At 65.5% G+C, this 25060-nt stretch carries 18 protein-coding genes; 12 read left to right on the plus strand and 6 right to left on the minus strand.

All coding sequences use genetic code 11. The features are described 5' to 3' along the window. Window positions 1-8 precede the first annotated feature (8 nt). Window positions 9-1112, minus strand: a complete 1104-nt coding sequence (locus tag AC59GX_RS06755) for an NADH:flavin oxidoreductase/NADH oxidase (RefSeq protein WP_426280419.1) — start codon at window positions 1110-1112, stop codon at window positions 9-11. A 181-nt stretch (window positions 1113-1293) separates the two neighbouring features. Here AC59GX_RS06755 and glgX point away from each other — a divergent pair, with 181 nt between their 5' ends. From glgX to AC59GX_RS06780, 5 genes are read left to right on the plus strand one after another with little or no spacing between them, the layout of a single operon-like run. Further along, window positions 1294-3396, plus strand: a complete 2103-nt coding sequence (gene glgX / locus AC59GX_RS06760) for a glycogen debranching protein GlgX (protein WP_426280418.1) — start codon at window positions 1294-1296, stop codon at window positions 3394-3396. After that, window positions 3393-5099, plus strand: coding sequence for a malto-oligosyltrehalose trehalohydrolase (gene treZ / locus AC59GX_RS06765; protein WP_497301285.1), 1707 nt, complete (start codon window positions 3393-3395; stop codon window positions 5097-5099). Before glgX ends, treZ begins: the two co-directional genes overlap by 4 nt. Beyond that, window positions 5096-7072: a 4-alpha-glucanotransferase gene (gene malQ, locus AC59GX_RS06770; protein WP_426280416.1), complete on the plus strand. Its 1977-nt coding sequence runs from the start codon at window positions 5096-5098 to the stop codon at window positions 7070-7072. Before treZ ends, malQ begins: the two co-directional genes overlap by 4 nt. After that, a complete protein-coding gene (gene treY / locus AC59GX_RS06775) occupies window positions 7069-9519 on the plus strand; it encodes a malto-oligosyltrehalose synthase (RefSeq protein ID WP_426280415.1) in 2451 nt (816 codons plus the stop codon). The genes malQ and treY overlap by 4 nt, the downstream gene beginning before the upstream one ends. A 41-nt stretch (window positions 9520-9560) precedes the next feature. Further along, window positions 9561-9767 (plus strand): TOBE domain-containing protein, encoded by a 207-nt coding sequence (locus AC59GX_RS06780; RefSeq protein WP_056063255.1) that lies wholly within the window; start codon window positions 9561-9563, stop codon window positions 9765-9767. Between the two features lie 47 nt (window positions 9768-9814). Here the strand turns inward: AC59GX_RS06780 and AC59GX_RS06785 are convergent, their stop codons facing one another. The 3 genes from AC59GX_RS06785 to AC59GX_RS06795 form a co-directional block, all read right to left on the minus strand. Beyond that, on the minus strand, window positions 9815-11977 hold the full coding sequence (locus AC59GX_RS06785; RefSeq protein WP_426280414.1) for a TonB-dependent receptor: 2163 nt from the start codon (window positions 11975-11977) through the stop codon (window positions 9815-9817). A 265-nt stretch (window positions 11978-12242) separates the two neighbouring features. Then, entirely contained in the window at window positions 12243-15149 is a 2907-nt protein-coding gene (locus AC59GX_RS06790) for a PAS domain-containing protein (RefSeq protein ID WP_497301288.1), read from the minus strand. Between the two features lie 90 nt (window positions 15150-15239). Beyond that, window positions 15240-16022: an N-formylglutamate amidohydrolase gene (locus AC59GX_RS06795; RefSeq protein ID WP_426280412.1), complete on the minus strand. Its 783-nt coding sequence runs from the start codon at window positions 16020-16022 to the stop codon at window positions 15240-15242. A 16-nt stretch (window positions 16023-16038) separates the two neighbouring features. Here AC59GX_RS06795 and AC59GX_RS06800 point away from each other — a divergent pair, with 16 nt between their 5' ends. From AC59GX_RS06800 to AC59GX_RS06810, 3 genes are all read left to right on the plus strand, one after another. Then, complete coding sequence (locus AC59GX_RS06800; protein ID WP_497301291.1) at window positions 16039-16956, plus strand: transglutaminase family protein; 918 nt, start codon at window positions 16039-16041, stop codon at window positions 16954-16956. Window positions 16957-16970: 14 nt separating this feature from the next. Continuing rightward, window positions 16971-17798 carry a transglutaminase-like domain-containing protein gene (locus AC59GX_RS06805; RefSeq protein ID WP_426280410.1) on the plus strand — a complete coding sequence of 276 codons (828 nt, stop codon included), beginning with the start codon at window positions 16971-16973 and terminating at the stop codon, window positions 17796-17798. Window positions 17799-17899: 101 nt separating this feature from the next. Next, complete coding sequence (locus tag AC59GX_RS06810; RefSeq protein WP_056063484.1) at window positions 17900-18235, plus strand: WYL domain-containing protein; 336 nt, start codon at window positions 17900-17902, stop codon at window positions 18233-18235. 144 nt (window positions 18236-18379) lie between these two features. Here AC59GX_RS06810 and AC59GX_RS06815 read toward each other — a convergent pair whose 3' ends face one another. Continuing rightward, window positions 18380-19108 carry a Crp/Fnr family transcriptional regulator gene (locus AC59GX_RS06815; RefSeq protein ID WP_426280409.1) on the minus strand — a complete coding sequence of 243 codons (729 nt, stop codon included), beginning with the start codon at window positions 19106-19108 and terminating at the stop codon, window positions 18380-18382. A gap of 118 nt (window positions 19109-19226) precedes the next feature. Beyond that, on the minus strand, window positions 19227-19940 hold the full coding sequence (locus tag AC59GX_RS06820; protein ID WP_426280408.1) for an arylesterase: 714 nt from the start codon (window positions 19938-19940) through the stop codon (window positions 19227-19229). Window positions 19941-19965: 25 nt separating this feature from the next. On the opposite strand from AC59GX_RS06820, the gene AC59GX_RS06825 reads away from it, so the two are divergent. From AC59GX_RS06825 to AC59GX_RS06840, 4 genes are all read left to right on the plus strand, one after another. Beyond that, entirely contained in the window at window positions 19966-20664 is a 699-nt protein-coding gene (locus AC59GX_RS06825; RefSeq protein ID WP_426280407.1) for an ABC transporter ATP-binding protein, read from the plus strand. Continuing rightward, window positions 20661-23159, plus strand: a complete 2499-nt coding sequence (locus AC59GX_RS06830; protein ID WP_426280406.1) for an ABC transporter permease — start codon at window positions 20661-20663, stop codon at window positions 23157-23159. Before AC59GX_RS06825 ends, AC59GX_RS06830 begins: the two co-directional genes overlap by 4 nt. Window positions 23160-23266: 107 nt before the next feature. After that, the gene (locus AC59GX_RS06835; protein ID WP_426280405.1) at window positions 23267-24412 is read left to right on the plus strand and encodes a YihY/virulence factor BrkB family protein; all 1146 of its coding nucleotides are present in this window, start codon (window positions 23267-23269) and stop codon (window positions 24410-24412) included. Beyond that, complete coding sequence (locus tag AC59GX_RS06840) at window positions 24412-24801, plus strand: reverse transcriptase-like protein (RefSeq protein WP_426280404.1); 390 nt, start codon at window positions 24412-24414, stop codon at window positions 24799-24801. Before AC59GX_RS06835 ends, AC59GX_RS06840 begins: the two co-directional genes overlap by 1 nt. The last annotated feature ends 259 nt before the right edge of the window (window positions 24802-25060 follow it).

Below are 25060 nucleotides of genomic sequence, written 5' to 3' on the forward strand. Positions count from 1 at the left end.
AGTGGGCCTTACCCCTCGAACAAGTCCTTAAACTGCCGCGGCTGCGACCGGAGATACTGCTTCGGCGCCTTCACCTTACCCCCAAGATGCGCCGCCGCATGCCAGGGCCAGCGCGGATCGTAGAGGATCGTCCGAGCTAGCGCGATCATGTCCGCATCGCCCGTCCCGACGATCGCCTCAGCCTGCTCGAAATCGGTGATCAGCCCGACCGCGACGACCGGGATCGACACCGCCTGCTTCACCGCCCGCGCGAGCGGCACCTGATAGCTCGGCCCGACCGGGATCTGCTGCGCGGGCGTGATCCCACCGCTCGACACGTGGATGGCACTGCAACCGCGCGCCTCCAGAACCTTCGCGAACGCCACGGTCTGATCGGAATCCCAACCGCCCTCGGCCCAGTCTGTCCCCGACACGCGCATCGTCACCGCGCGCTCGGCCGGAAACGCAGCCCGTACCGCGTCAAACACCTCGAGCGGGAACCGCATCCGGTTCTCGAGACTGCCACCATACTCGTCCTCGCGCCGGTTCGACAGCGGCGACAGAAACTCGTGCAGCAGATACCCATGCGCCGCATGCAACTGTACCGCGTCGATCCCGAGCCGCGCCGCACGCACCGTCGCTGCCACGAACGCATCGCGGACCCGCGCCAAACCCTCGGCGTCGAGCGCGACCGGAGCATTCTCCTCCGGCAGGAACGGCACTGTGGAGGGCCCCTCGGTCTGCCACCCGTTCGGCTCGCCCGGCGCGATCTGCAGCCCACCCTTCCAAGGCACCTCGCACGACGCCTTGCGCCCGGCATGCGACAACTGGATTGCGATCGGCATGTCGGACCAGCGCCGCACGCTCTCGATCACGCCCGCCATCGCCGCCTCGGTCGCGTCGTCGTACAGCCCGACGTCGCCATGCGTGATCCGCCCCTCGGGCAGCACCGCGCTCGCTTCGATCGTCAGCAGCGCCGCACCCGACAGCGCGAGCTGGCCCAGGTGGATCTGGTGCCAGTCGTTCATGCAACCGTTGGTCGCGGAATACTGGCACATCGGCGCGATCACGATCCGGTTCGCGAGCGTCAGGTTGCCGACCTGAAGAGGCTCGAACAGTTTCGGCCCGCTCATGCGGCGATCGATCGGATGGTGTAAGGCATGTGCATGTCCTTGATACGTAGAAAAGTGCCGCGAAAACTCGCTGCTGCCTGCGGAACATAGGAACGGGCGGGCGGGTTTCACGGCAAGGAATGCTGCACCGCGATAAAGTCGTGCCCGCAGCGATGATTACGACACGAAAAGGGTCCTCGCATTGCATCTACTGCCCGACACGCTCGACGCCGGCTCGGCCTATCCCCTCGGCGCGACCTTCGACGGCCTCGGCGTCAACTTCGCGGTCTATTCCGCCAATGCCGAGAAGATCGAACTCTGCGTCTATGACGAGACCGGCCGCCGCGAACTAAAGCGCTATCCGCTCCCCGAATGGACCGACGAAGTCTGGCACGGCTACCTCCCCGACGCGCAGCCGGGCCTCGTCTACGGCTATCGCGCACATGGCCGATACGCGCCCGAGGAAGGCCACCGCTTCAACCCCAACAAGCTGCTGCTCGATCCGTACGCCAAGCAGATGATCGGCGAACTCCGCTGGACCGACGCGATGTACGGCTACCAGGTGAAGTCGCCGCGCGCGGACCTGAGCTTCGATAAGCGCGACAGCGCGCTGACGATGCCGAAGGGCGTCGTGACCGACAGCCATTTCGACTGGTCGCGCGACGTGCGCCCGAACACGCCCTGGTCCGAGACGGTGATCTACGAGGCGCACACCAAGGGCCTGACCAAGCTGTTCGAGGAGGTCCAGCCCTCCGAACGCGGCACCTTCGCAGCGCTCGGCAATCCCAAGGTCATCGATCACCTCAAGCGCCTTGGCGTTACCGCGATCGAGCTGCTGCCGATCCACACCTACATTCAGGACCGCTTCCTCCAGGAAAAGGGCTTGCGCAACTACTGGGGCTACAACACCCTCAACTTCTTCACGCCCGAGCGTTCGTTCTTCGCGACAGACAGCCACGACGAACTCCGCCGCTCCATCCGCCGCCTCCACGCGGCCGGGATCGAGGTGATCCTCGACGTTGTCTATAACCACACCTGCGAAGGCTCCGAGCAAGGTCCGACGCTGTCCTGGCGCGGCCTCGACAACGCGAGCTACTACCGCCTCGTCAAAGACGACCCGCGCTATTCGATCAACGACACCGGCACCGGCAACACGCTGAACCTCACCAAGGCCCGCGTCATCCAGATGGTCGCCGATTCGCTGCGTTACTGGGCGACCAGCTTCGGCATCGACGGCTTCCGCTTCGATCTCGGCCTGACGCTGGGCCGGACGGACACCGGCTTCGATCCCGGCGCAGGGTTCTTCGACGTGCTCCGCCAGGATCCCGTGCTCGGCAGGCTGAAGCTTATCACCGAACCCTGGGACATCGGCCCGGGCGGATACCAGCTCGGCAACTTCCCCCCCGGTTTCGCCGAGTGGAACGACAAGTACCGCGACACCGTGCGGAAATTCTGGCGCGGTGACCATGCGCAGCGTGCCGACCTCGCCGCGCGCCTGACCGGCTCGGCCGACCTGTTCGATCGCCGCGCACGCCGACCCTGGGCAAGCGTCAACCTGCTCGGCGCGCATGACGGCTACACGCTTGCCGACACGGTTGCCTACGAGGAGCGTCACAACGAGGCGAACGGCGAAGACAATAACGACGGCCACTCGAACAACTGCTCGCGCAACTGGGGCGTGGAAGGCCCGACGGAAGACCCCGCAATCCTCGAAACCCGGTCGCGCGTGATGCGGTCGATGCTGACCACGCTGTTCGCGTCGCTCGGGACGCCAATGCTGGTCGCGGGCGACGAGTTCGGCCGCACGCAGAACGGCAACAACAACGCGTACTGCCAGGACAACGAGATCAGCTGGCTCGACTGGAACAAGGCCAAGTCCCCCGAGGGCGACGCACTGATCGACTTCACCGCGCGCCTGATCGCGCTTCGCCGCGACTATCCCATGCTCCGCGCCGGAAACTTCCTCTACGGCGAGGACACGCCCGCCGAGGGCCTCAAGGACATCGAATGGTGGGACGAGCGTGGCCAGCAACTCACGTCCGCAGATTGGGAGAACACCAACGGCCGCGCGTTGGTGATGCGCCGCGCCTGCGAGCGTGAGTCGGGCGAGGTGCAGGTGATCTCGCTGTTGCTCAATGCGTCAGAGGGGCCGCTGACCTTCCACATGCCGCCGCCCGAGGAGGTGGAGCGCACCGTCCTGATCGACAGCAGCAAGCCCGAGCAGGGCGCCACCCCGATCAAGAACAGCTACGAGCTTCCCCCGCAGGGCGCGGCGTTGCTCTCCTGGACGATCGAAGCAGCGTGACTTGGGGGCCGACGCTTGCCGCCGACGGAACGAACTTCCGCCTCTGGGCGCCGGATCGCGACGCGGTAACGCTCGAGGTCGCTGAAGGCGACGCGGTTGTCATGACCCGCGAACCGGAAGGCTGGTTCAGCGCGAAGGCGTCGGTGGGGCCAGGGACACGGTACCGGTTCCGCCTGACCGATGACCTCGCGGTTCCCGATCCCGCCTCGCGCGCGCAATCCGGCGGCGTGCACGGCTGGAGCGTCGTCGTCGGTCCTGAAGCCTATACGTGGCGGACCCCCGACTGGCGCGGCCGACCGTGGGAAGAGATGGTCATCCAGGAGGTCCATGTCGGCACGCTCGGCGGCTTCGCAGACGTCGCGGACCACCTCCCGGCAATCGCCGCGCTCGGCATCACGGGAATCGAACTCATGCCCGTCAACGCGTTCGGCGGCACCCGCAACTGGGGCTATGACGGCGTGCTGCCCTACGCCCCGGCCGAAAGCTACGGCACCCCCGACGAACTGAAAGCGCTGGTCGACCGCGCCCACGAACTCGGTCTCGCCGTGTTCCTCGACGTGGTCTACAATCACTTCGGCCCCGACGGAAACTACCTCGGCGCCTATGCGAAGGGCTTCTTTCACCCCGAAGTCGATACCCCATGGGGTGGCGCAGTTGCGGTCGACCAGGCGCCGGTCCACCGCTATTTCGTCGATAACGCGCTGATGTGGCTGAACGAGTACAAGTTCGACGGCCTCCGGTTCGATGCGGTCCACGCGATCGAGAACGATGCCTTTCTCGACGCGATGGCTGCCGAACTGCGCGAGAAGACCGCCGGCCGCCACGTCCACCTCGTCCTCGAGAACGAAGGCAACGATGCCGACCGGCTCCACCCGGCAGCGTTCGACGCGCAGTGGAACGACGACTTCCACAACGTCCTGCACGTCCTGCTCACCGGCGAGACCAGCGCCTATTATGCCGACTTCGCCGACCGCCCCGCCGAACGCCTCGCGCGCTGCCTCGGCGAAGGCTTCATCTATCAGGGAGAGGCGTCGCCAAACCAAGACGGCAAGACTCGCGGCAAGCCCAGCGCCCACCTGTCGCCGACCGCGTTCGTCGCGTTTCTCCAGAACCACGACCAGATCGGCAACCGCGCGATGGGCGAACGCCTGACGCTGCTCGCGGACCGCAAGAAGCTCCGCGCCGCCACCGCGTTGCTCCTGCTCGGCCCGCAGATACCCTTGCTCTTCATCGGCGACGACCACGGCAGCGAAAGCCCGTTCCTGTTCTTCACCGACTTCCACGACGAACTCGCCGACGCGGTGCGCGAAGGCCGCCGCAAGGAATTCGCCAAGTTCGCCGCCTTCGCCGATCCCGAAGCACGCGAGGCAATCCCCGACCCCAACGCGCAAGAAACCTTCCTGCAATCGGGAGCACGGCCCGGCGCCGATGCGGCCGAGTGGCAGGACCTGTACCGCACCCTGGTCAAGATCCGCCACGAGCAGATCATCCCCCGCCTGCGCGACACGACCGCGACCGGCGCCGAAGCGATCGGCGAGGGGGCGGTCGTTGCACGCTGGAAAATGGGTGACGGCGCAATCCTGACAATTGCGCTCAACCTCGGCGACGATGTCGTTGATTTTCCGGCAATAGAGGCTTCGCCGATCTTCGCCGAGGGCGAACCGGGGGAGGCTGCCAGCGTGGCAGTCTGGCTGGATCGATGAGCAGCCTCCGAACACTCGCTGTCGCCGCCGGCCTGCAACCCGAATGGCAGGACGCAGCAGGTCGTCGCCAGACCGTCGCCGACGGTGCGTTACAGGCGATCCTGTATCGTCTCGGCCATCCGTCCGGAAGTGAAAAGCAGATCGCCGAAAGCCTCGCCGCGATCGAAGCTCGAAACGCGCAGGGTGTCCGTTTCTTGTCCATCGATGTGGGAGACCCGATCCGGCTGAAATCAAAGGTATCGGGCAAAGCCGAACTTACGTTCGAAGACGGTACGATGCGCTCCGTCACAGTCAATGACGGCGAGTTGAGTCCGATAAGCAAAAGCGGCTACCACGAGCTTGAAATCAATGGCGAAGTCATCGACATTCTCGTTGCACCACGCCGCTGCTACACGATCGCCGACGCGCTACCAGGACGTAAACTCTGGGCGCCCGCCGTCCAGATCCCGAGCCTCCGCACCGATGCGCCGAAGGCGTTCGGCGATTTCGTTTCGCTAGCCGATGCCGCCCGCGCGTTCGGCCAACGCGGCGCCGATGCCCTCGCGATCAGCCCGACGCACGCGCTGTTTCCCGCCGACCCCGGCCGATACGGCCCCTACGCACCCTCGAGCCGCCAATTCCTCAATGGCCTGTACGGCGATCCCGCTGCATTCGGTGCACAGTCCGACGGCCGCGACCTCCCCGAACTGATCGACTGGCACGCCGCGATCCCCGAAAAGCTCGCACGACTGCGCAAGAGCTTCGATCAAGTGCTTCCACAGATTAAGGAAACGCTGACAACGTTCAGGCGTCAAGGCGGCGACGACCTCGAGCGCCATGCCGAGTTCGACGCCTTCCACGCCCACTTCTTCGCGACCACCCGCGCACGCGGCTGGCAGCAATGGCCCGCCGAGTATCACGATCCCGCTAGTCCCGCCGTCCGCCGCTTCGTCGCGGAGCAGGCGGACGATGTCACGTTCTACATCTTCCTCCAATGGCTGGCCCGCCGCGACCTCGACGCCGCGCAGATGGCTGCCAAGGACTCCGGCATGGCGATCGGCCTCATCGCCGATCTCGCCGTCGGCATGGACGCCGGCGGCAGCCACGGCTGGAGCCGGCGCAGCGACTTGCTCACCGGCCTGTCGATCGGCGCGCCACCCGACCCGCTGGGGCCGGACGGTCAAAGCTGGGGCATCACTGGCTTCGACCCGCAAGCGCTCCGTGACACGGCCTTCGCCCCCTTCATCGCGACCATCCGCGCTGCGCTCGCCCATGCCGGTGGCATCCGCATCGACCACGCGTTCGGCCTTCGTCGCCTCTGGGTCGTTCCCGAAGACGCTTCTGCCGCTGAGGGCGCGTACCTCGACATGCCGTTCGAAGACCAGATGCGGATCGTCGCGATGGAATCGCAGCGTGCCAAGGCGATCGTCATCGGCGAAGACCTCGGCACCGTCCCCGATGGCTTCCGCGAGGCGATGGACGCGCGCGCCATGCTCGGCATGCGGGTGTTGTGGTTCGAACGCGACGCCGACGGCTTCGTGCCGCCCACCAAATGGTCGCGCGACGCGGTGGCGATGACCGGTACGCACGACCTTGCCACCGCCGCAGGCTGGTGGAGCGGCCGCGATATCGACTGGACGTGGGACCTCGGACGCAAGTCCGACGCTGTCGATAAGCCCACGGACCTTGCCGATCGCGCCAAGGACCGCGTCGCGCTCTGGTCTGCATTCGACACCGGCACCGAACAGCCAACCCCTGAAGACACTGACCCTGTCGTCGACGCCGCCATCGCGCATGTCGCCAGCACGCCCTGCGCGCTCGCCATTATCCCGATCGAAGACCTCGCCGGGTTGGTCGAGCAACCCAACCTCCCCGGCACGATCGACGAGCACCCCAACTGGCGCCGCCGCATGCCCGACACGACCGAGGCGCTGCTCGCCCGCCCCGAAGTCGCCGCTCGCATCGACACGCTCAACGTCACGAGACCCGCATGACCGCCCCCACCACGCCGCGCGCAACCTACCGCTTCCAGTTCCACAAGGACTTCACCTTCGCCGACGCGGAAGCGCTGGTGCCCTATCTCGACGACCTTGGGATCAGCCACCTCTACGCCTCGCCGATCACCACTGCGCCAAGCGGGTCTACCCACGGCTACGACGTCGTCGACCCGACCCGTATCAACCCCGAACTTGGCGGCGAGGATGCCTTCCGGAGCCTCGTCGCAGCCCTCCGCGCCCTCAACATGGGCGTCATCATCGACATCGTCCCCAACCACATGGGCGTCGCCGGCGGTGAGAACGCGTGGTGGAATCACATTCTAACGCACGGGGAAGACAGCGAATTCGCACGCTACTTCGACATCGACTGGCGCGAGAAGCTCGTTCTCCCGATCCTCGGCGATCCGCTCTTCGAGACGCTGGCCAGCGGTGCGCTGAAGGTCGAGCAGGTCGACGGCCGCTACGTCCTCGAAGCATACGGTGAACACCGTCTCCCGATCCGCGACGAGGACCAAACGACCGCAGGGACGGACGACATAGCCGCGCTCATCGACCGCCAGCATTACCGCCTCGCCTCGTGGCGCGTCGCGAACGACGAACTCAACTGGCGGCGGTTCTTCACGATCAACGACCTCGCCGGCCTACGCGCCGAAGACCCGGTCGTGTTCGAGGCTACGCATGCGCTCTATCTCCGTCTTTACGCCGAGGGCCTGATCGACGGCGTCCGCGTCGATCACGTCGACGGCCTGACCGACCCCGCCGGCTATTGCCGCACCTTGCGCGCAAGGCTCGACGCGATCGAGCGCCCCGTCGACGCGCCGCCCGGCCCGGCGTATCTCGTCATCGAGAAGATCCTCGCCGACGGTGAACCACTCAGCACCGACTGGGGCGTCGACGGTACCAGCGGGTACGACTTCATGGAGCAGGTCACCGCCTTGCTCCACGCGCCCGGTGGCGCAGAACCGCTAGCCGAACTCTGGGCCCACATAAGCGGCCGCTCCGCTGACTTCGCGCCCGAGGAACTGCGCGCGCGGCAGGAATTGCTCGCGTGGCAGTTCGATGCGCAGCACCGCCGCTGCGTCGAAGCTTTCGTGGCGCTGGCCCGCTCGACACCTGAATGCGACGGGGTGACGAGGGGCATGCTCCACCGCGCGATCGAGCGGTTGCTCTGGGTCTTCCCAGTGTATCGGACCTACGGAACGGGCGAATCTGCGCCGCTCGCTGACGCCGGAATCCGCGATACCGTCCGCCAGCGGGTTGCGGAGTTCGTCCCGCCCGGCGAAGGCGCGGTCGTGGACCGGATCCTGGGTTGGCTGGCAGGCGAGGGGCCAGGCGACGTCGCACTCGCCGCCGAAGCGGCGCGCAAATTCCAGCAACTCTCCGCGCCGATCGCGGCGAAGGCGGTCGAGGACACCGCGTTCTACCGCTATGGCCGACTGCTCTCGCGCAACGATGTCGGGTTCGACGCCGCGCGGATGTCGCTTCATATCGACGCGTTCCACGCCGCGATGATCGAGCGTGCCCGCGACTGGCCGTCCGCGATGCTCGCCACCGCGACGCACGACCACAAACGTGGTGAGGACGTTCGCGCGCGGCTAGCGGTGCTCAGCGAGATACCCGATCTCTGGCGTTCCCTTGCGGAGCATTGGTTCGAACAGGCTGCCCCGTATGCGGAAGGCGTCGATCCCGCCGACGCCTATATGCTGCTCCAGACGCTGTTCGGCGCTTGGCCGACGAACCTTCGCGCGCCGGACGCCGATGCTCTGTCGGAGTATGCAGAGCGAATCGTCGCGTGGCAGGAAAAGGCGTTGCGCGAAGCCAAGCTCCGGTCGTCCTGGGAGGCGCCGGACGAGGCGTACGAGACCCGCTGTCACGATCTGGCGCGGGCGTTACTCGATCCCGAACGGTCGACCGACTTTCTTGAGGACATGACGGCATTCGTCGATCGCATCGCCCCCGCCGCAGACCAGAACAGCCTCGTGCAGGTTGCATTGCGCTATACCGTGCCGGGCGTGCCGGATCTGTATCAGGGTACCGAGATCGCCGATTTGAGCCTAGTCGATCCGGATAACCGGCGGCCGGTCGATTATGCTCTCCTGCGCGATACGCCGTGGGCTGGCGGTGCACCCAAGATGCGGTCGATCAAGCATCTGCTGGATCTCCGGCGGAAGCATCCTGCGCTGTTCTCGAACGGTAGCTACGCGCCGATCGCCGTCATCGGACCGCGCCGCGACCATGTTATGGCGTTCGAGCGGGAGCATGAGGGGATGACGCTTCGCTGCATCATCGCGTTGCGGTGTGCCGAGCGCTATCTCCACGGGATGACGGCGGCCGAGTGGTGGGGCGATACCGCGTTGTCGTCTGGCGAGCGGATTTGCAATCTGCTCGGCGAGGATGGCGTGCGCGTCGATCTCATGGCATCGGATCCAGCGCTGGCGGCGTGACCAATACGCTGCCGGGGAACGATTTCAGAAGGAACAGAACGATGAAGATCAGCGCACGCAACCAGATTTCCGGCACCATCGTCTCGATCACGCCGGGTGCGGTCAATGGTTCGATCAAGGTCGACATCGGCGGCGGCAACGTCGTCACCGCCAATATCACCGAAGAAGCGATCGCCGACCTCGCACTCGCGACCGGCGATACCGTGACCGTCCTGATCAAGGCGAGCGACGTCCTGATCGGCAAATGATCGCGAGCCGGCCGTTCCCGCTTCGATGCTGGAACGGCCGGTAGAGGTTACAGACCGAAGCGCAGCGTCGCGCGGAAATCGCGACCGGCGAGCGGGGCGAAGTCCTTGAGGAAGCTCGTCGCGCGGCGTGCGTTCACGTCGAACAGGTTGTTCGCGCTCAGCAGCAACGTCGTCTTTGAATCCTTGCCGAACGGGCTCAGGCCGATCGAGGCGTTGACCATCGTGTACTCGTTGGTCTTCGTCTCGAATGCGGCGATGCGGTTCTGGTCGAACACATGCTCGACCTCGACGCGGCCGTTGATCCGGTCTCCCTGCGCCTCGATCCCGCCGAGCACGCGCATCGGGGGAATGCGGGGGACGGGGCCCTGGTCGACGATGTTGGCGTGGACGTAATCGCCCAGCACGTCGGCGTTGACCGCATAACCGCCGATCTGCGCGACCTTCACCGATGCATCCGCCTCGAACCCGTAATAGCGGGCGTCGGCCTGCTGATACTGGAAGCAGGGCAGGTCGACGGTGCGGCCCGAGGGATCGGCCGCCGCCTGGCAGACCGTCGACGCGACCTGGTTCTCCGAGATGTAGTTCGAGAACCAGTTGTAATAGGCTGACGCGTCGAAGCTGAAGCCGTCGCCATGCGCGTGCAGCGTGCCTTCGAGGCCCCACGACTTTTCAAGCCGGAAGTTCGGATTGCCGAGTTCGTACGCCTGCGTGCCAGCATGCGCGCCGTTCGCGAACAGTTCTTCCGCCGATGGCGCACGCTCGGTGCGCGAGCCGTTCAGGCCGACGCGGATGCTGTCGGTCAGCGCGTAGGATGCGCCGAGTGAGCCGGACACTGAATGATAGCTCTGGCTGCCGCGGAAGAAGCGCAGATCATCCTCGGGTGTCCGCGCGGCGAGGTCGGTGATCTCGTAGCGGACGCCGCCCTCGGCGTGGAACTTGCCGGACTCATATTGCTGGAGCGTGAAGAGGCCGGTCTGGTTGGTCTCGTTCTTCGGCAGGAAGGCCTCGTCGCCGACCACGTTGAAGATCCGGTTGTAGAACTGCACGCCCGATGCGCCCTGCCAGCCGCCGCGGTTCGCCTGGACGACTTCGAGACGACCTTCGAGACCCTTGTTGTAGAAGGCGGTGCCGACGGAGTTGTCCTCCTCGAGTTCGAAATGGCGATAGCTGGCCTGGCCGGCGCGGACGCGGATCTTGCTGATGAAATCGCCGCCGGTGTCGATCTCGCCGCGCAGGTCCACGCGGTTCTGGAGGACGTCGAGGCGCGGCGCTTCCTGCTCCTGGCCGGGCTGCGTGGCGTAGCGGATCGGTACGCCGTAGAGGCTGTCGTAGTGGCTGTACGAGATGCCGAGATTGCCGTTGTCGGTAATGATCGACGCGCCGGCACCCGCGGTCCAGGTCTCGGCCTGCGTGTTGGGGAGCTTGCCCTTCAGCTGTGCCGATGCGGCGTAGTCGATCGGGTCGGCTTCGTTGGGATCGACGGGGAGGGCGGCGGTAGCCTGCGCTTGGGCGCGGGCATCGCGCGAAAGGATGTAGCCACCGGTGCGCAGGTCGCCCGATTTCAAGTACGAGCCGTCCGCATGAAGCACGAGGTGCTGGCCGACGGCGACGTCACCGGCCATCCCGCCGGAGCGCTCGTTCGCAGCCGAGCCGTAGTTGGCGATGCCGTTCACGCGGTAGCCGTTCTCGGGCACGGTGCGCGGGATGCGCGTGTCGATAACGTTGACGACGCCGCCGACTGCCGACGTGCCGTAGAGCAGCGCGCTGGGGCCGCGGAGGATCTCGATACGCTCGGCGAGCAGCGGGTCGATGATGACGGCATGGTCGACCGAGGTGTTCGAGACGTCGATCGATCCGATCCCGTCGGTCAGCACGCGGATACGGTCGCCTTGGAAGCCGCGAAGGATCGGGCGTGAGGCGCTCGGGCCGAACGAACTGGCCGATACGCCGGGCTGGCGGGCGAGAGTCTCGCCGATCGACGGCCGCAGCTGGCGGGTGAGTTCCTGGCCGGTGAGGACGGTCGTGCCTTGCAGGACGTCGCGCTCGCTGGTCTGGATCGGCGCGGTGACGATGATGTCGCGCTGGTTGGTCGAACCGACCGACGTCGGTGCGGGGGCAGGGGCCGGAGCATCCGTGGCGACGGTTTGCGCATGCGCCTGCGAGGAGAGGAGCGCAGCCAGGGCGGTGGCGCCGAACAGCATCGTCTTCATGAAATTCCCTTGTGTCGTCCCTGTACGACAAATCGGGTAGATTTGATGATACATCATATCAAGTGACAATGTTGCCATGAACGCGAATGGCGTCGCGACTGTTACCGCGATGCAACATGGCTGCTGTCGTCAGCGGGGATAACGCTTGCCGTCATTCTGGCGAAAATCAGGATCGAAAGGCATGACGGGGGGCGTTCGTTACTCTGGATCCTGACTTTCGTCAGGATGACGGAGTGGGGAGAATCCGACTCCACACCCCGCCCCATTACCCCGCAACGATCAAATCCTTGATGCGCGTGGCCAAGGCCTCCATCGCGAACGGCTTTGTCATGACATGCATGCCGGGATCGAGATGCCCGTTACCGACGACCGCATTCTCCGCATAGCCGGTGATGAAGAGGATCTTGAGCTCCGGCCGCCCGATCCGCGCCGCGTCGGCCATCTGTCGCCCATTCATCCCGCCGGGAAGACCGACGTCGGTCACCAGCAGGTCGATGCGGATGTCGGATTGCAACAGCTTCAGCCCGGATGCCCCGTCCGCCGCTTCGATCGCCGCATAGCCCAGCTCCTCGAGTACCTCCACCACCAGCATTCGAACGGTCGGTTCGTCGTCGACCACTAGCACCGTCTCCCCCGCGTTCGCACGCGGTGCCTCGGTGTGTTCGGCGACGGTTTCGGTATTCTCGACCTCACCGAAGTGTCGCGGGAGGTAGATGCAAACGTTGGTGCCCTCGCCCACCTCGGAATAGATCCGGACATGTCCACCGGATTGCCGGGCAAAGCCGTAGATCATCGACAGGCCGAGGCCCGTGCCGAGCCCGAGTGGCTTGGTCGTGAAGAACGGATCGAACGCCTTGGCGATCACCTCCGGGGTCATGCCCGTGCCGGTGTCGGACACGCACAGCGATACATATTGCCCGGCATCGAGTTCGCGCTCGCGTGCCGTCCTCGCATCGATCCAGCGATTGGCGGTTTCGATCGTCAGTCGCCCGCCACCCGGCATCGCATCGCGCGCGTTGATGCACAGGTTGAGCAGCGCGTTTTCCAGCTGGTGGGGATCGACCAGAGTCGCCCAAAGCCCAACCGAGGCGACGACCTCGACCTCGACTTCGGGACCGACCGTGCGCCGGACCATATCCTCGATCCCCCCGACCAGCCGGTTGACGTCGGTCGGCTTGGGATCGAGCGTCTGTCGCCGTGAGAAGGCGAGCAACCGGTGCGTTAGTGCCGCCGCACGTTTCGCGGCACCTTGCGCGGTCAGCGAATAGCGTTCGACATCGTTCAGCCGACCTTGCGCGATCCGGATTCCGAGCAGTTCCAAGCTGCCGGTAATGCCGGTCAGCAAATTATTGAAATCATGCGCGATCCCGCCGGTGAGCTGACCGACGGCCTCCATCTTCTGGCTTTGTCGCAGCGCTTCCTCGGCCACCATGAGTTCGCGCGTCCGGGTCGCAACCTGATCCTCCAGCGTCTCGTTCCAGCGCGCGAGTTCGGCCGTCTGGCGGCGGCTGTCGTCGATGTCGGTGTTGGTCCCGACCCAGCGAAGAATCGTGCCGTCGGGCGCTCGGACCGCGTCCGCACGAACCAGGAACCAGCGATAGTCGCCATCCTTGCTCCGCGCCCTATACTCGACGCTGTACCGCTCACCGGTTGCAAGAGAATGCCGCCAAGCTTCGGAGGCAGTTGGGTAATCGTCGGGATGGACGCGGTCCCTCCAGGTGCCGATACCGTCGAGCGCACCGGGTTCGAGGCCGTTATAGTCATAGACCTGGCGGTTGAACCAATAGAGATGCCCGTCAGGCCTGGCCGCCCAGATCTGGTTCGGCACGGCTTCGGCGAAGACCCGGAACTGTTCCTCGCTTTCACGCCGCGCGGTTTCCGCGCGCAACCGTTCGGTAGCGGCACGGACTCGCTCCGCGACTTCCCGCATAAGCACCAGGTCATCGTCGCTCCAAACTCGCGCGACGCCGTGGTTGGCGTAGAGCAACGCGACGAAATCGTCCTGTTCGAGGAGCGGCATGTTGACGAACGACCACGCGTCGATCGCCTTCAAGACATCGCCGGTGTCGCGCGTCCGGTCGTCCTTGTCGACATCGGCGATCGCCACCGTTCGTCCGGCCTTGAGGTCCTCGATATATGTCCCATGCGCCCGGAAATGCAGCGTACCGGCAAGCGTCGTCACGCCTTCCGCATTCCAGTCGCGCTTGACCGTGATCGTCTCGTTCACCTTGTCGATGATGCCATAGCCTACCCGGCTGACCTGCAAGGCGCGGCCCAGGATCGCGGAGGCGGCATAGGCGATCTCGTCGGGGTCGGTCAGGTCGCGGATCGCGTCGCTCAACTCGAGTAGCGCGCGCTGTCGCAATTCGGCCTGCTTGCGCTCGGTGATGTCGAAGCTGATGCCGGGGAAGCGGAGCGGCGTACCATCGGCGGCCAAGCGACAGCGACCTTGCGCGGTCACCCAATGGATTGCGCCGTCGGGCTGTACGAGACGGTATTCCGCATTGAAATCGCCTCCAGTCCGTAAGGCCGTGTCGATTGCGGACTGCGCGGCTTGCACATCGTCGGGATGGATGTTGCCGAAGAAACGCTCGATCGGTGCACCGGCGCGTCCAAGCTCGGGGGAGACGCCGTACAACGTCGAGAACCGCTCGTCCGCGGTGACGCGGTCGTTTGGAACGTCCCAGTCCCATGTGCCGATACCATTGCCTGCAGCCAGCGCCTGGCCGAGCCGTTCCTCGCTGGCTTGCGCCGCGGTGAGGATGCTGCGGCGCTCGGAGATATCGGTGAACAATACCGCGACCTGCCGGGCTTCGGGATCGCCGACGCGGAAGGCGTGGACGTCGAACCACCGTCCCATCTGCTCCGAGCCATGATCGAACCGCGCGGGTTGGCCGGTCGTCGCCACGCGGCCATAGGTCTCGAACCAGAAGGCTTCGAGATCGGGGACCAGTTCGCTGGCGGTCCTGCCGACCGGATCGACCAGCCCGGTCTGGCTTTCGAACCGCGGATTGACCTCGATAAAGCGGTAGTCGACGGGGCGTTCGCCGTCGAACAGCAGGTCTATGATGCAGAAACCGGCGTCGATCGCGTCGACCAAGGCGCGGTATCGGTCCTCGCTCGCATGCGACGAAATAGGGGTATCGGTGGTCGGGGCCGTCGGTCGCTGCATCGTATCTCAGGGGTCGGAGGACGCGACCTCATAATCCAAGGCCTGCGGCCTAACGCGCCAATCTGAAAACCGATCCCGGTTGGCGCGTGTTCAAGCTCCCCGGGTGCGTGCCGCGGCCACCGGCAGCAACCGTGCCAGCCGATCCGCCCACGCCGCGCACCCTTCCGTCGAGCCCAGCAAATCCTGCCGGATCTCGATCTCGGCATAGGGACGGGCAGGGTAGGCATGGCGCGGAATGGTGTAGTCGATCTGGTCCATGCGGTAGGGTTCGTTGTCCCCGACGGTCAGGTCGGCCTCCTCGCGCAGGACGTCGAGCAGAGCGTGCGCAAATCCGGTATCGCCGCCGTCATGCAGGATGCCGATCTGCCATGGCCGGTCGATGCCGCGCATCGACGGCGTGAAGCTGTGCAGCGCAACGAGTGTCGTCGTGATCCCCAACGCATCGCGGCGCGCGAGTTCGGCCGCGATCGCCGCCTGATAAGGCTCGTGGATCTCGGCGAACCGCGCCGCGACGTCGGCGTCCGACAGTGCCTGGTTGCCGGGCACCATGGTCCCGTCGCTGACGGCGGCGATCGCATCGGGCTGCTCTGCGCTCCGGTTGCAGTCGATCACCAGCCGCGAATAGGTCTGGCGGAGGAAGACCGCGTCGAGCCGCTCGGCCAACAGCAGGCCAAGCTCGGCGATGCCGATGTCCCAGCCGATGTGCCGCGACAGTTCGGCATCGCTCAACCCCAGCGCGCCGAGCGCAGCCGGCACGGCTTTCCCCGCGTGATCGCCGATCAGCAGGAACGATGACGCGCCTTCGGGGTTGACCAATGTGACCGGTGCGGCATCTTCGGTCCCAAGCAGCGATTGGCTGATAGCGGTCTTCATGCGACACGGATCCTCGATGCCATCTCTAACTCTCTCTCATGTAACCCGATACTCCTACCGCCATCCGGTAGCGTTTGGCGAGCATCGGATCATGGTTCGCCCGCGCGAGAGTTTCGACCAGCATCTGATCGATGCGCAGCTGACGATCAGTCCAGAGCCTTCGGACGTCCGCTGGCTGCAGGACGTGTTCGGCAATTCGGTTGCGATCGCGACGTTCGACAAGCGCGCGAAGGAGCTCGTCTTCGACAGCCGCGTGCAGTTGCTGCACACGCCAGCCGAACTCCAGAACGTCGATATCGAGCGGTATGCGCGGCTTTATCCGTTCACCTATTCGTCGGAGGAAATGCCCGACTTGCTTCGCTCGATAGAGCGTCAGCATCACGATCCGCTGCGCCAGATCGACAGCTGGGCACGGCGCTTCGTGCGGACCGACGGGCCGACCGATACGCTGGCGATGCTGTCGGACATGACCGCGACGATCCGGCGTGAGTTCACCTATGTCCCGCGACCGGAAAAGGGCACGCAGTCGCCGATCGAGACGCTCGCGACGCGCAAGGGGACGTGTCGCGATTACGCCGTGCTGATGATCGAGGCGGTCCGCGCGCTCGGCTTCGCGGCACGGTTCATCTCGGGCTATGTCTACAACCCCAGCGCTCGCGAGCAACGGACCGGTGGCGGCAACACGCATGCCTGGGTCCGCGTGTACCTGCCGGGATCGGGCTGGGTCGAGTTCGATCCGACCAATGGCATCGTCGGCAACCGCGGACTCGTCCGTGTCGCGGTCGCGCGCGACATCTACCAGGCCGTGCCGATCTCCGGCACCTGGAGCGGCTTTCCCGGCAGCTTTCTCGACATGACCGTGTCGGTCGACATCACGCTCGATGACGTCGACGCGGCGGGGCAACACTTGGCACAAACTTTAAAACAGGCGTGAAAAGGGGCTCTTCCATGCTGATCCGGACTGGATACGACATAGTTTTCGAGACCGAGGTCGCGACGCCGATGATGGCGATGCTGAGCCTGCACCCGTCCCGCAACAAGGATCTCGTGACGCCGCACCGGATCGTCGCGACCCCCGACGTGCCGACCTACGACTATCTCGATGCGTTCGGCAACGTCTGCACGCGCATCACCGTGCCCAAGGGCGGCCTGACGCTGTCGTGCGACTTTACGATCGAGGACAGCGGCGAGCCCGATCCGATCACGCCGGACGCCGTCCAGCACGCGGTCGAGGATCTGCCCGACGACGTCCTGATCTACCTGCTCGGCAGCCGCTATTGCGAGACCGACCGGCTGACCGAGACCGCCTGGTCGCTGTTCGGGCATGTCCCGGCCGGCTGGCAGCGAGTTCAGGCGATCGTCGACTTCGTCCATGATCACGTCGAGTTCGGCTATCACTATGCCCGCCCGACGAAGACCGCGTGGGACGTGCATCAGGAGCGCCAGGGCGTGTGTCGCGACTTCGCCCACCTGGCGATCACGCTGTGCCGGTGCATGAACATTCCCGCGCGCTATTGCACCGGGTATCTCGGCGATATCGGCATCCCGCCGGTCGACGCGCCGATGGACTTTTCGGCATGGTTCGACGTGTATCTGGGCGGCACGTGGTACACCTTCGACGCACGCCACAATCGCCCGCGGATCGGCCGTATCCTGATGGCGCGGGGGCGCGATGCGACGGACACCGCGCTCACGACGACGTTCGGTCGGGCGCAGTTGGTAAGGTTCGACGTGCATACCGACGAAGTCTTTGCCGACGACCAGCCCAGCGGGTAAAAGCGCAGCCGAAGCGGCGGCCGCGAAAACTTAACCCTTGTGGGTAAGGTCGCGTTCGGCCTAACGGCACCGATCCTCAAACTTATGCTGCGATGCACAACATGACTTCGACCCCAGACACCTCCGCGCCGAACAACGCGAACGCGCTGCTTCTCCAGGCGATCGCGTTGCGCAAGTGCATCACCGCGACCTACAACCGGATGGTCTGCACGCTTGCGCCGCACATCCTGTACACCAAGCACGACGATGTGTTCGTCGATGCGGTGACGCTCGAGCGCGACGGCCAGCCGCCCAAGGAGATCAAGCTCGGGACGTTCAAGCTCGCTGGGCTGAAGGACATCGAAGTGACCGATCGTCCGTTCGTACCCGACGCGATCTTCAACCCCGGCGATATCAAGTACGACCGCGTCACGCTGTTCGTCGTCGATCGGTCGTAAAAGTCTTCGAGGGCGCCTGCGGAGCGCTATTCGCCTGATTTCGTTCCGTCATCCTGACGAAAGTCAGGATCCAGAGTAACAGGCGCTGCCCATCATGGCTCTGGATCCTGACTTTCGTCAGGATGACGGAGTATAGGCGACGCCTCAAACCGCTGGCGGCAACCACCCGGTTTCGATCTCGCCGTAGCGGTCTGTAAACCCGGTCGCCTCGACCAGCGCCGCTTCGTCTACGATCCGGACCCGCCGCCCGTTCCGCTCGATCACGCCTGCCTTCTCCAGCGCCCGGATCGTGCGGTTCACGTGAACCTTGGTCAGCCCGAGCGCATCGCCGATATCGGTCTGCGTCAGCGGCAGGTCGAAGGAATCGACGATCCCGCCCGCCGTCACGCGCAGCCGCGCCATGATGTCGAGCAACAGCGTCGACAGCCGCTCGCTCGCCCCCATCCGCCCGATCGTTGTCAGCCGGTCGCTCATCGCGACGTTCTCGGCGGCGGCGATCGCATAGAGCAGCCCGGCGATGCGCGGTTGCGCGCGGAAGAGCAGACCGAGTTCGGTCTTCGGCAAATCGATCACGATACAGTCCGAGATCGCGGTCAGCGTCGCCGCCGCTTGCGACCACGCCATGCTCGACGTGCCGATCAGGTCGCCCGCATAGTGGAAGCGCAGGATCTGGCGCCCGCCGGTGACCAGCTTGGTCGAGGAGTGCAGCCACCCCTGGCGGACCACGTACAGCGCATGGCTTTCGCCACCTTCCGCGACCAGCACGTCACCCGCACGCAACCGCCGCTCGCCGCGTTCGGCGTGCAGGATCGCCTCGCGTTCGGCGTCGGTGAGATCGAGATGTCGCCCCAGTCGTGCGATCAAACCGCTCAATTGCATGCTTTACCCTTTTCCTTGCGCGCGGCTATTGCCGTCCCGCCGCCAATTGATCGTACCGCGCGTCGTGGATCGCGCGATCCTTTGTAAGTCTATCGATGACGATGCAATGCCGTCATTGCGACCGTCCTAACGCGCTTTCCACCAGTGGCGCAACGCGGGCGGTGATCCGGTCGACGCCGGTCCGGTTGGGATGAACACGATCCGCCTGCAACAGTGCGGCGTTACCAATGACGCCATCCAGGATGAACGGGTACAGCGTCGCATGATAGGTCTTGGCCAAGTCGGTCCATATCCCATTGAACTGAGCCGAATACTCCGGACCCAGATTGGGTGGTGCCATCATCCCGGTCAGCATCACCGGGATGCCGCGACGCTTCGCCTCGTCCATCATCGCCGTCATGTTGGCGCGCGTCTCGGCCGGCGAAATCTGGCGAAGAACATCATTGCCGCCCAAGCCCAGCAGGATGAGGTCTGGTTTGCGCTTCATGTTGTCGAGCGCAAACGCGAACCGCTGCCGTCCCGCCGCGCTGGTATCGCCCGAGACGCCGGCATTGACGATCGTCGCGTTGATCCCGTCCTTGCGCAACCGGTTCTGCAAGGCGTCGGGCAGGCTTTGGCCGCGGTCGAGGCCGTAGCCGGCATACAGGCTGTCCCCGAAGGCTAGGATCAGGCGCTCGGGACCCTGCGGGGCTGGGGTCGCAACAACCGGCGCGACCACTTTCGTCGCAGGCGGCGGGGCAGGGACTTCGGGTGTCCGATCGCAGCCGGCCAGCAACCCCGCTTGGAGAAGCGCCAGTCCGCCCCCATAAAGAGGCCAGAATCGCATCTGTTTCTCCAAGATATTGGTCTCCATGTCAGAACCTGCTTCCGCCGATATGGTGATCTCGGCGCGCGATGTCACGCTGACACTCGGCGCCTCGACTGCCGCGACGACGATCCTCAAGGGCATCGATCTCGACATCGCGCAGGGCACCAGCGTCGCGCTCCTTGGGCCGTCCGGGTCGGGGAAGTCGTCGCTGATGGCGGTGCTGTCAGGACTGGAGCGGGCGACTAGCGGCCGGGTCCAGGTGGCGGGCCTCGATTTCGGCAAGCTCGACGAGGATGCCCTTGCACGGGCGAGGCGTGGGCGGATCGGGATCGTCCTCCAGGCCTTCCACCTGCTGCCGACGATGACCGCGCTGGAGAACGTCGCCGTGCCGATGGAACTGGCCGGGATGCCCGACGCCTTCGAGCGCGCGGAAGTGGAACTCGCCGCGGTCGGCCTGTCGCACCGGATCGGCCATTATCCCACGCAGCTTTCCGGCGGCGAGCAGCAGCGCGTGGCGATCGCCCGTGCGCTCGGCCCGCGGCCAGCACTCGTCTTCGGCGACGAACCGACCGGCAACCTTGACGCGGCCACCGGAGCCTCGGTCATGGACCTGCTGTTCGACCGCCGCGCTGCGACCGGCGCCACGTTGATCATCATCACGCACGATCCCGTACTCGCCGCGCGCTGCGATCGGATTGTCGAACTTGCCGACGGCCGGATCGCCGCGGATCGCTTGCGGTGAGCGAATGGCGGCTGGCGTGGCGGCTTGCCCGTCGCGAACTCGATCTTCGGTTTCGCGGGCTGCGGCTTCTGCTGGCATGCCTGTTCCTCGGCGTCGGCGCGCTGGCGGCGATCGGCAGCCTGACGCAGTCGATCGACGGCGAGCTTGCGGCCCGCGGTAGCGCGATCCTCGGCGGCGACATCGAGTTCGGCACGTCGCAGCGCGCCGCCACGCCTGACGAGCGCACCGCGATGGCGCGGCTCGGGACGGTGTCCGAGACCGTCCGCATGCAGGCGACCGCGATCCGCGGAACGAACAGCGTGCCGGTCCAGCTCAAGGGCGTCGACGCGGTCTATCCGCTCTACGGGACGCTGGCCGTACAGGGTGGATCGGTCGCGAAGGTCGACGATCCCAAGGCGATCTGGATCGTCCCGGCCTTGGCGCAGAGGCTCCGCGTCGGCCGCGGGGCGCGCGTACGGCTCGGGATCGCCGACTTCACCGTCGCGGGGGTGATCGCGAACGAACCGGACCGGCTCGGTGAGGGCTTTACGCTTGGCCCCGTCGCGATCGTGTCGATGGCGGGTATAGCGCGGACCGGTCTGGTCCAGCCCGGCAGCCTGTACGAGAGCAAATACCGGGTACGCCTTTCACCCGGCGCCTCGCCGACGACCGCGGTCGATCGGTTGAAGGCGGCATTCCCGACCGGCGGCTGGGAAACCAAGACACGCGATCGTGCCGCGCCCGGTGCCGAACGCTTCGTCGAGCGCATGGGCCAGTTCCTGCTGCTGGTCGGACTGTCCGCGCTCGTCATCGCAGGAATCGGGGTCGGCAACGGCGTCTCATCCTATCTCGCCGCACGCCGCAGCAGCATCGCGGCCTTGAAGGTGCTCGGCGCGACGTCCGGCCTGATTGCCAAAATCTACCTTCTCGAAGTCGCTGTCGTCGCCGCGATGGGGATCGTTGCCGGGTTGGTCGCGGGCGCGGTCACGGTGCCGCTGATCGTCTGGCTCGCGGGCGACGTCCTGCCGGTCGCGCCGCAATTCTCGCTCCAGTTCGCGCCGCTCGCGCTCGCCGCTGCCTATGGCATGCTGATCGCGCTCGCCTTCACCGCGCCACCGCTGATCGAGGCTGGCAGCATTCCGGCAGCCGGCCTGTTGCGCGGCGTGTTCGGCAATCGGTCCGTGCCGTTGCGCCGGACCTTGCCCTGGGTTCTCGGTGCAGGAGCCGCGATAGTCGCACTCGCGCTGTCGACCGCGGACCAGCCCGGTCTCAGCGCAGGCTTCCTCGCTGCAGTGGCCGGCGTGTTGCTGGTGTTGGCTGGGTTCGGCTGGGCCGTACGCCGGATCGCCGCGGCGCTCCCTCGTTCGCGCAAGCCGTTGCTCCGCCTCGCCATCGCCGGACTCCATCGCCCTGGGGCTCGCACCGGCACCCTGGTCGTCGCGCTCGGTCTCGGCCTTACGCTGTTCGTCCTCCTCGCCGGCATCCGCACCAGTATCGACGCGAACATCGCGCTCACCGTACCCAAGCGCGCGCCGGCACTGTTCGCCTTGGACGTTCCGCCGGACCGCGAGGCGGAGTTCCGGAGGACGATCGAAGGCGTAGCGACCCACCCGGTGATCCGCACCGTGCCCGCAATGCGCGGCACGATCACCGGCTACGGCACCACGCGCGTCGCCGATCTCAAGACGCTGCCCGACGGCGCATGGGCGTTGCGCGGCGAACGCGGGCTGACCTATTCCGTGACCTTGCCCGAGGGGAGCGAACTCACCGCCGGTCGGTGGTGGCCGCGTGACTATACGGGTCAGCCGCTGGTCTCGATCGACGAGCGACTGGCCAAGGTGCTCGACCTCAAGATCGGTGATCCGCTCACCTACACCTTGCTCGGCGTAGAGCGGACCGCGCATATCGCGTCGTTCCGACGAATCAGCTGGGATACGCTCGGCTTCAACTTCGTCATGGTCTTCTCGCCCAACGCGATCGAGGACGCGCCGCATGATCTGGCGGCGACAATCGAGCTTGCGCCAGGGCAGGAAGCGCCTGTCATGCGAGCATTGCTGCCGCGCTTCCCATCTGTATCGGTGATCGAGGTTCGCGGCGTGCTCGGGCAGGTCCGTGATATCGTCTCGCAGATGGCGACCGCGATCACGGCGGCGGCGTCGGTGGCGATCCTGGCCGGGATCGCGGTGCTGATCGGCGCGATCGCCGCAGCGCGAGAGGCGCGCACCTATGACGGCGTGATCCTGCGTACACTCGGCGCGACCCGGCGGCAGGTGCTCGCGGTGCAGGCGCTCGAATACGCGTTTCTCAGCATCGTGCTGTCGATACTCGCATTGCTGCTCGGGCTCGGTGGTGCCTGGTATGTCGTGACGCAACTTTTCAGTTTCGAGTGGCGTCCGGATTACGCGACCGTCTTGGCGACGTTGCTGGGCGGGGCGGGGCTGACGATGGTGATCGGGTTGATCGGTGCGTGGCCCATTCTCGGCGCGCGGCCCGCACAGGCGTTGCGGCAACTCTGAGGGTCCGTTTGCGTCCGTGCTGCGTTGGGCCGCAATACACCGAAGGGGGCAAGACGCTGAGCACGCACGAAACATCATCCGAGCATCAGGCCACCAGCCCCTGGTCGATGTCAGCAAGCGAATGGTGGAAGGTCCTGAAGCGCACCTGGGCCGAGGGGAACGATGACAATATCGGTCTCATCGCGGCGGGTACCGCGTTCTACGGGTTCGCTGCTATCGTTCCGCTGCTGGCGTCGGTGGTACTGATCTACGGTCTGGTCGCCGACACCGCGACGGTGGTCGCGAACATCCGCGCGCTGTTCAACGTCCTCCCCGAAGATGCGGCAAGGGTAATCGGCGATCAGCTCGCGACGGTCGTCAACACGTCGGAAGGCAAAAAGGGTTTCGGCCTCCTCATCGCGCTGGGCATCGCCTTGTACGGCGGCACCAAGGGTGCGTCGTCGATCGTCACCGCGCTCAACATCGCCTATGAAGAAAAGGAAACGCGCGGGTTCATAACGCTGAACCTGCTCGCCTTTGCGATCACCGGTGGTGCGGTGATGCTGGCCCTTGTCGCGGCGCTCTCGACGGCGTCGTTCGCGCTTCTCGACAGCCTGATACCCGGCGCGCCGGAAATCCTGCTCCTGGCGATCCGCCTCGCAAGCTACGCCGTGCTCGCCTCGCTTGGTGTGACGGCGGCGGCCTGCCTGTATCGGTTCGGCCCCAACCGTCACAAGGCGAAGTGGATGTGGCTGACCCCTGGATCGCTGGCCGCGACCGTCATCTGGCTTGGTGCGACGATCGGCTTCGGCGTCTACGTGTCGCGCTTCGGCAATTACGGCGCGACCTATGGCTCGCTGAGCGCGGTCATCGTGCTGCTGACATGGCTGTGGCTCTCGGCCTACGTGTTCCTGCTCGGCGCAGAGCTGAATTCGGAACTCGAACACGAGACGACGAGCGATACGACGACCGGCGGGGCCACCCCGATGGGAACGCGGGGCGCGACCGTCGCTGACACGGTTGCAACAGACGTTGACCCGAAGCCAGCTGTTCAGGCTGCAGAGCCGGACAGGGCAGGGGTCTTAGCCGTTGCCCATTTGGGTGGCGTGCATGCAGGCTTGCCCGCATCGCTTCTGGCGCTGGGCGGTCTGCGGTCGATCCGTCGTGGTTCGCCAGTCGCTGGCCTTGGCATGATCGCGATCGGCGCCGCGCTGTCACACAGGAAGCGTAACTCATCGAGCAAAGCAACGACGAAGCCGCGAGCGAAGGCCTGATGACATACGGGCAGTCGACCAAGCTGTTCTTCGATGGTGGATGCCGGCCAAACCCTGGCCCGATCGAGTGTGCTGTCGTCCGCAAGGGCGTTACCCACTACCGGCACGATCTGGGTGAGGGAACAAACAGCGACGCCGAATGGCTAGCTGCGATCCATGCGTTGGAGATCGCTCAACTAGAAGGCGATCGCGACATCACGCTGCTAGGCGATTCTACCCTGGTCGTGACGCAAGCCAGCGGTAAGGCGCGGTGCCGTTCGGCAGACTTGGAAGTGCACCGTAATAGGTTCGCGGCACTGGCCGAACGTTTTGACCGCGTCCGTATCCGGCATATCGGCCGAGCCCAGAACCTTGCCGGCATTGCGCTCGCCCGGCTGCATCCTCGCTAAGGTCGACGGAGGGCTTGCTCAGGCGCGCGACATTGGTTTTTCCAAAAACTGACCTCAAACTGTAAAATAGTGTTTGACGGGGTGGGGAGGTGGCCCTAGAGGGGTGTCACCGCAGCGGAGTGCCTTACCGGCTTCTGCTACGGTCGCAAAAAACCAGATGCTCCAAGCTTCTTCTACGGGAGGGGTTATGCGAGTGTCGGTATTTTTGTCGGCTCTTTGACATTGTAGGTTAAGATGAAGGGACATGTGGGCGGCGGCT

This window comes from Sphingomonas sp. 320_CC, assembly GCF_059691795.1.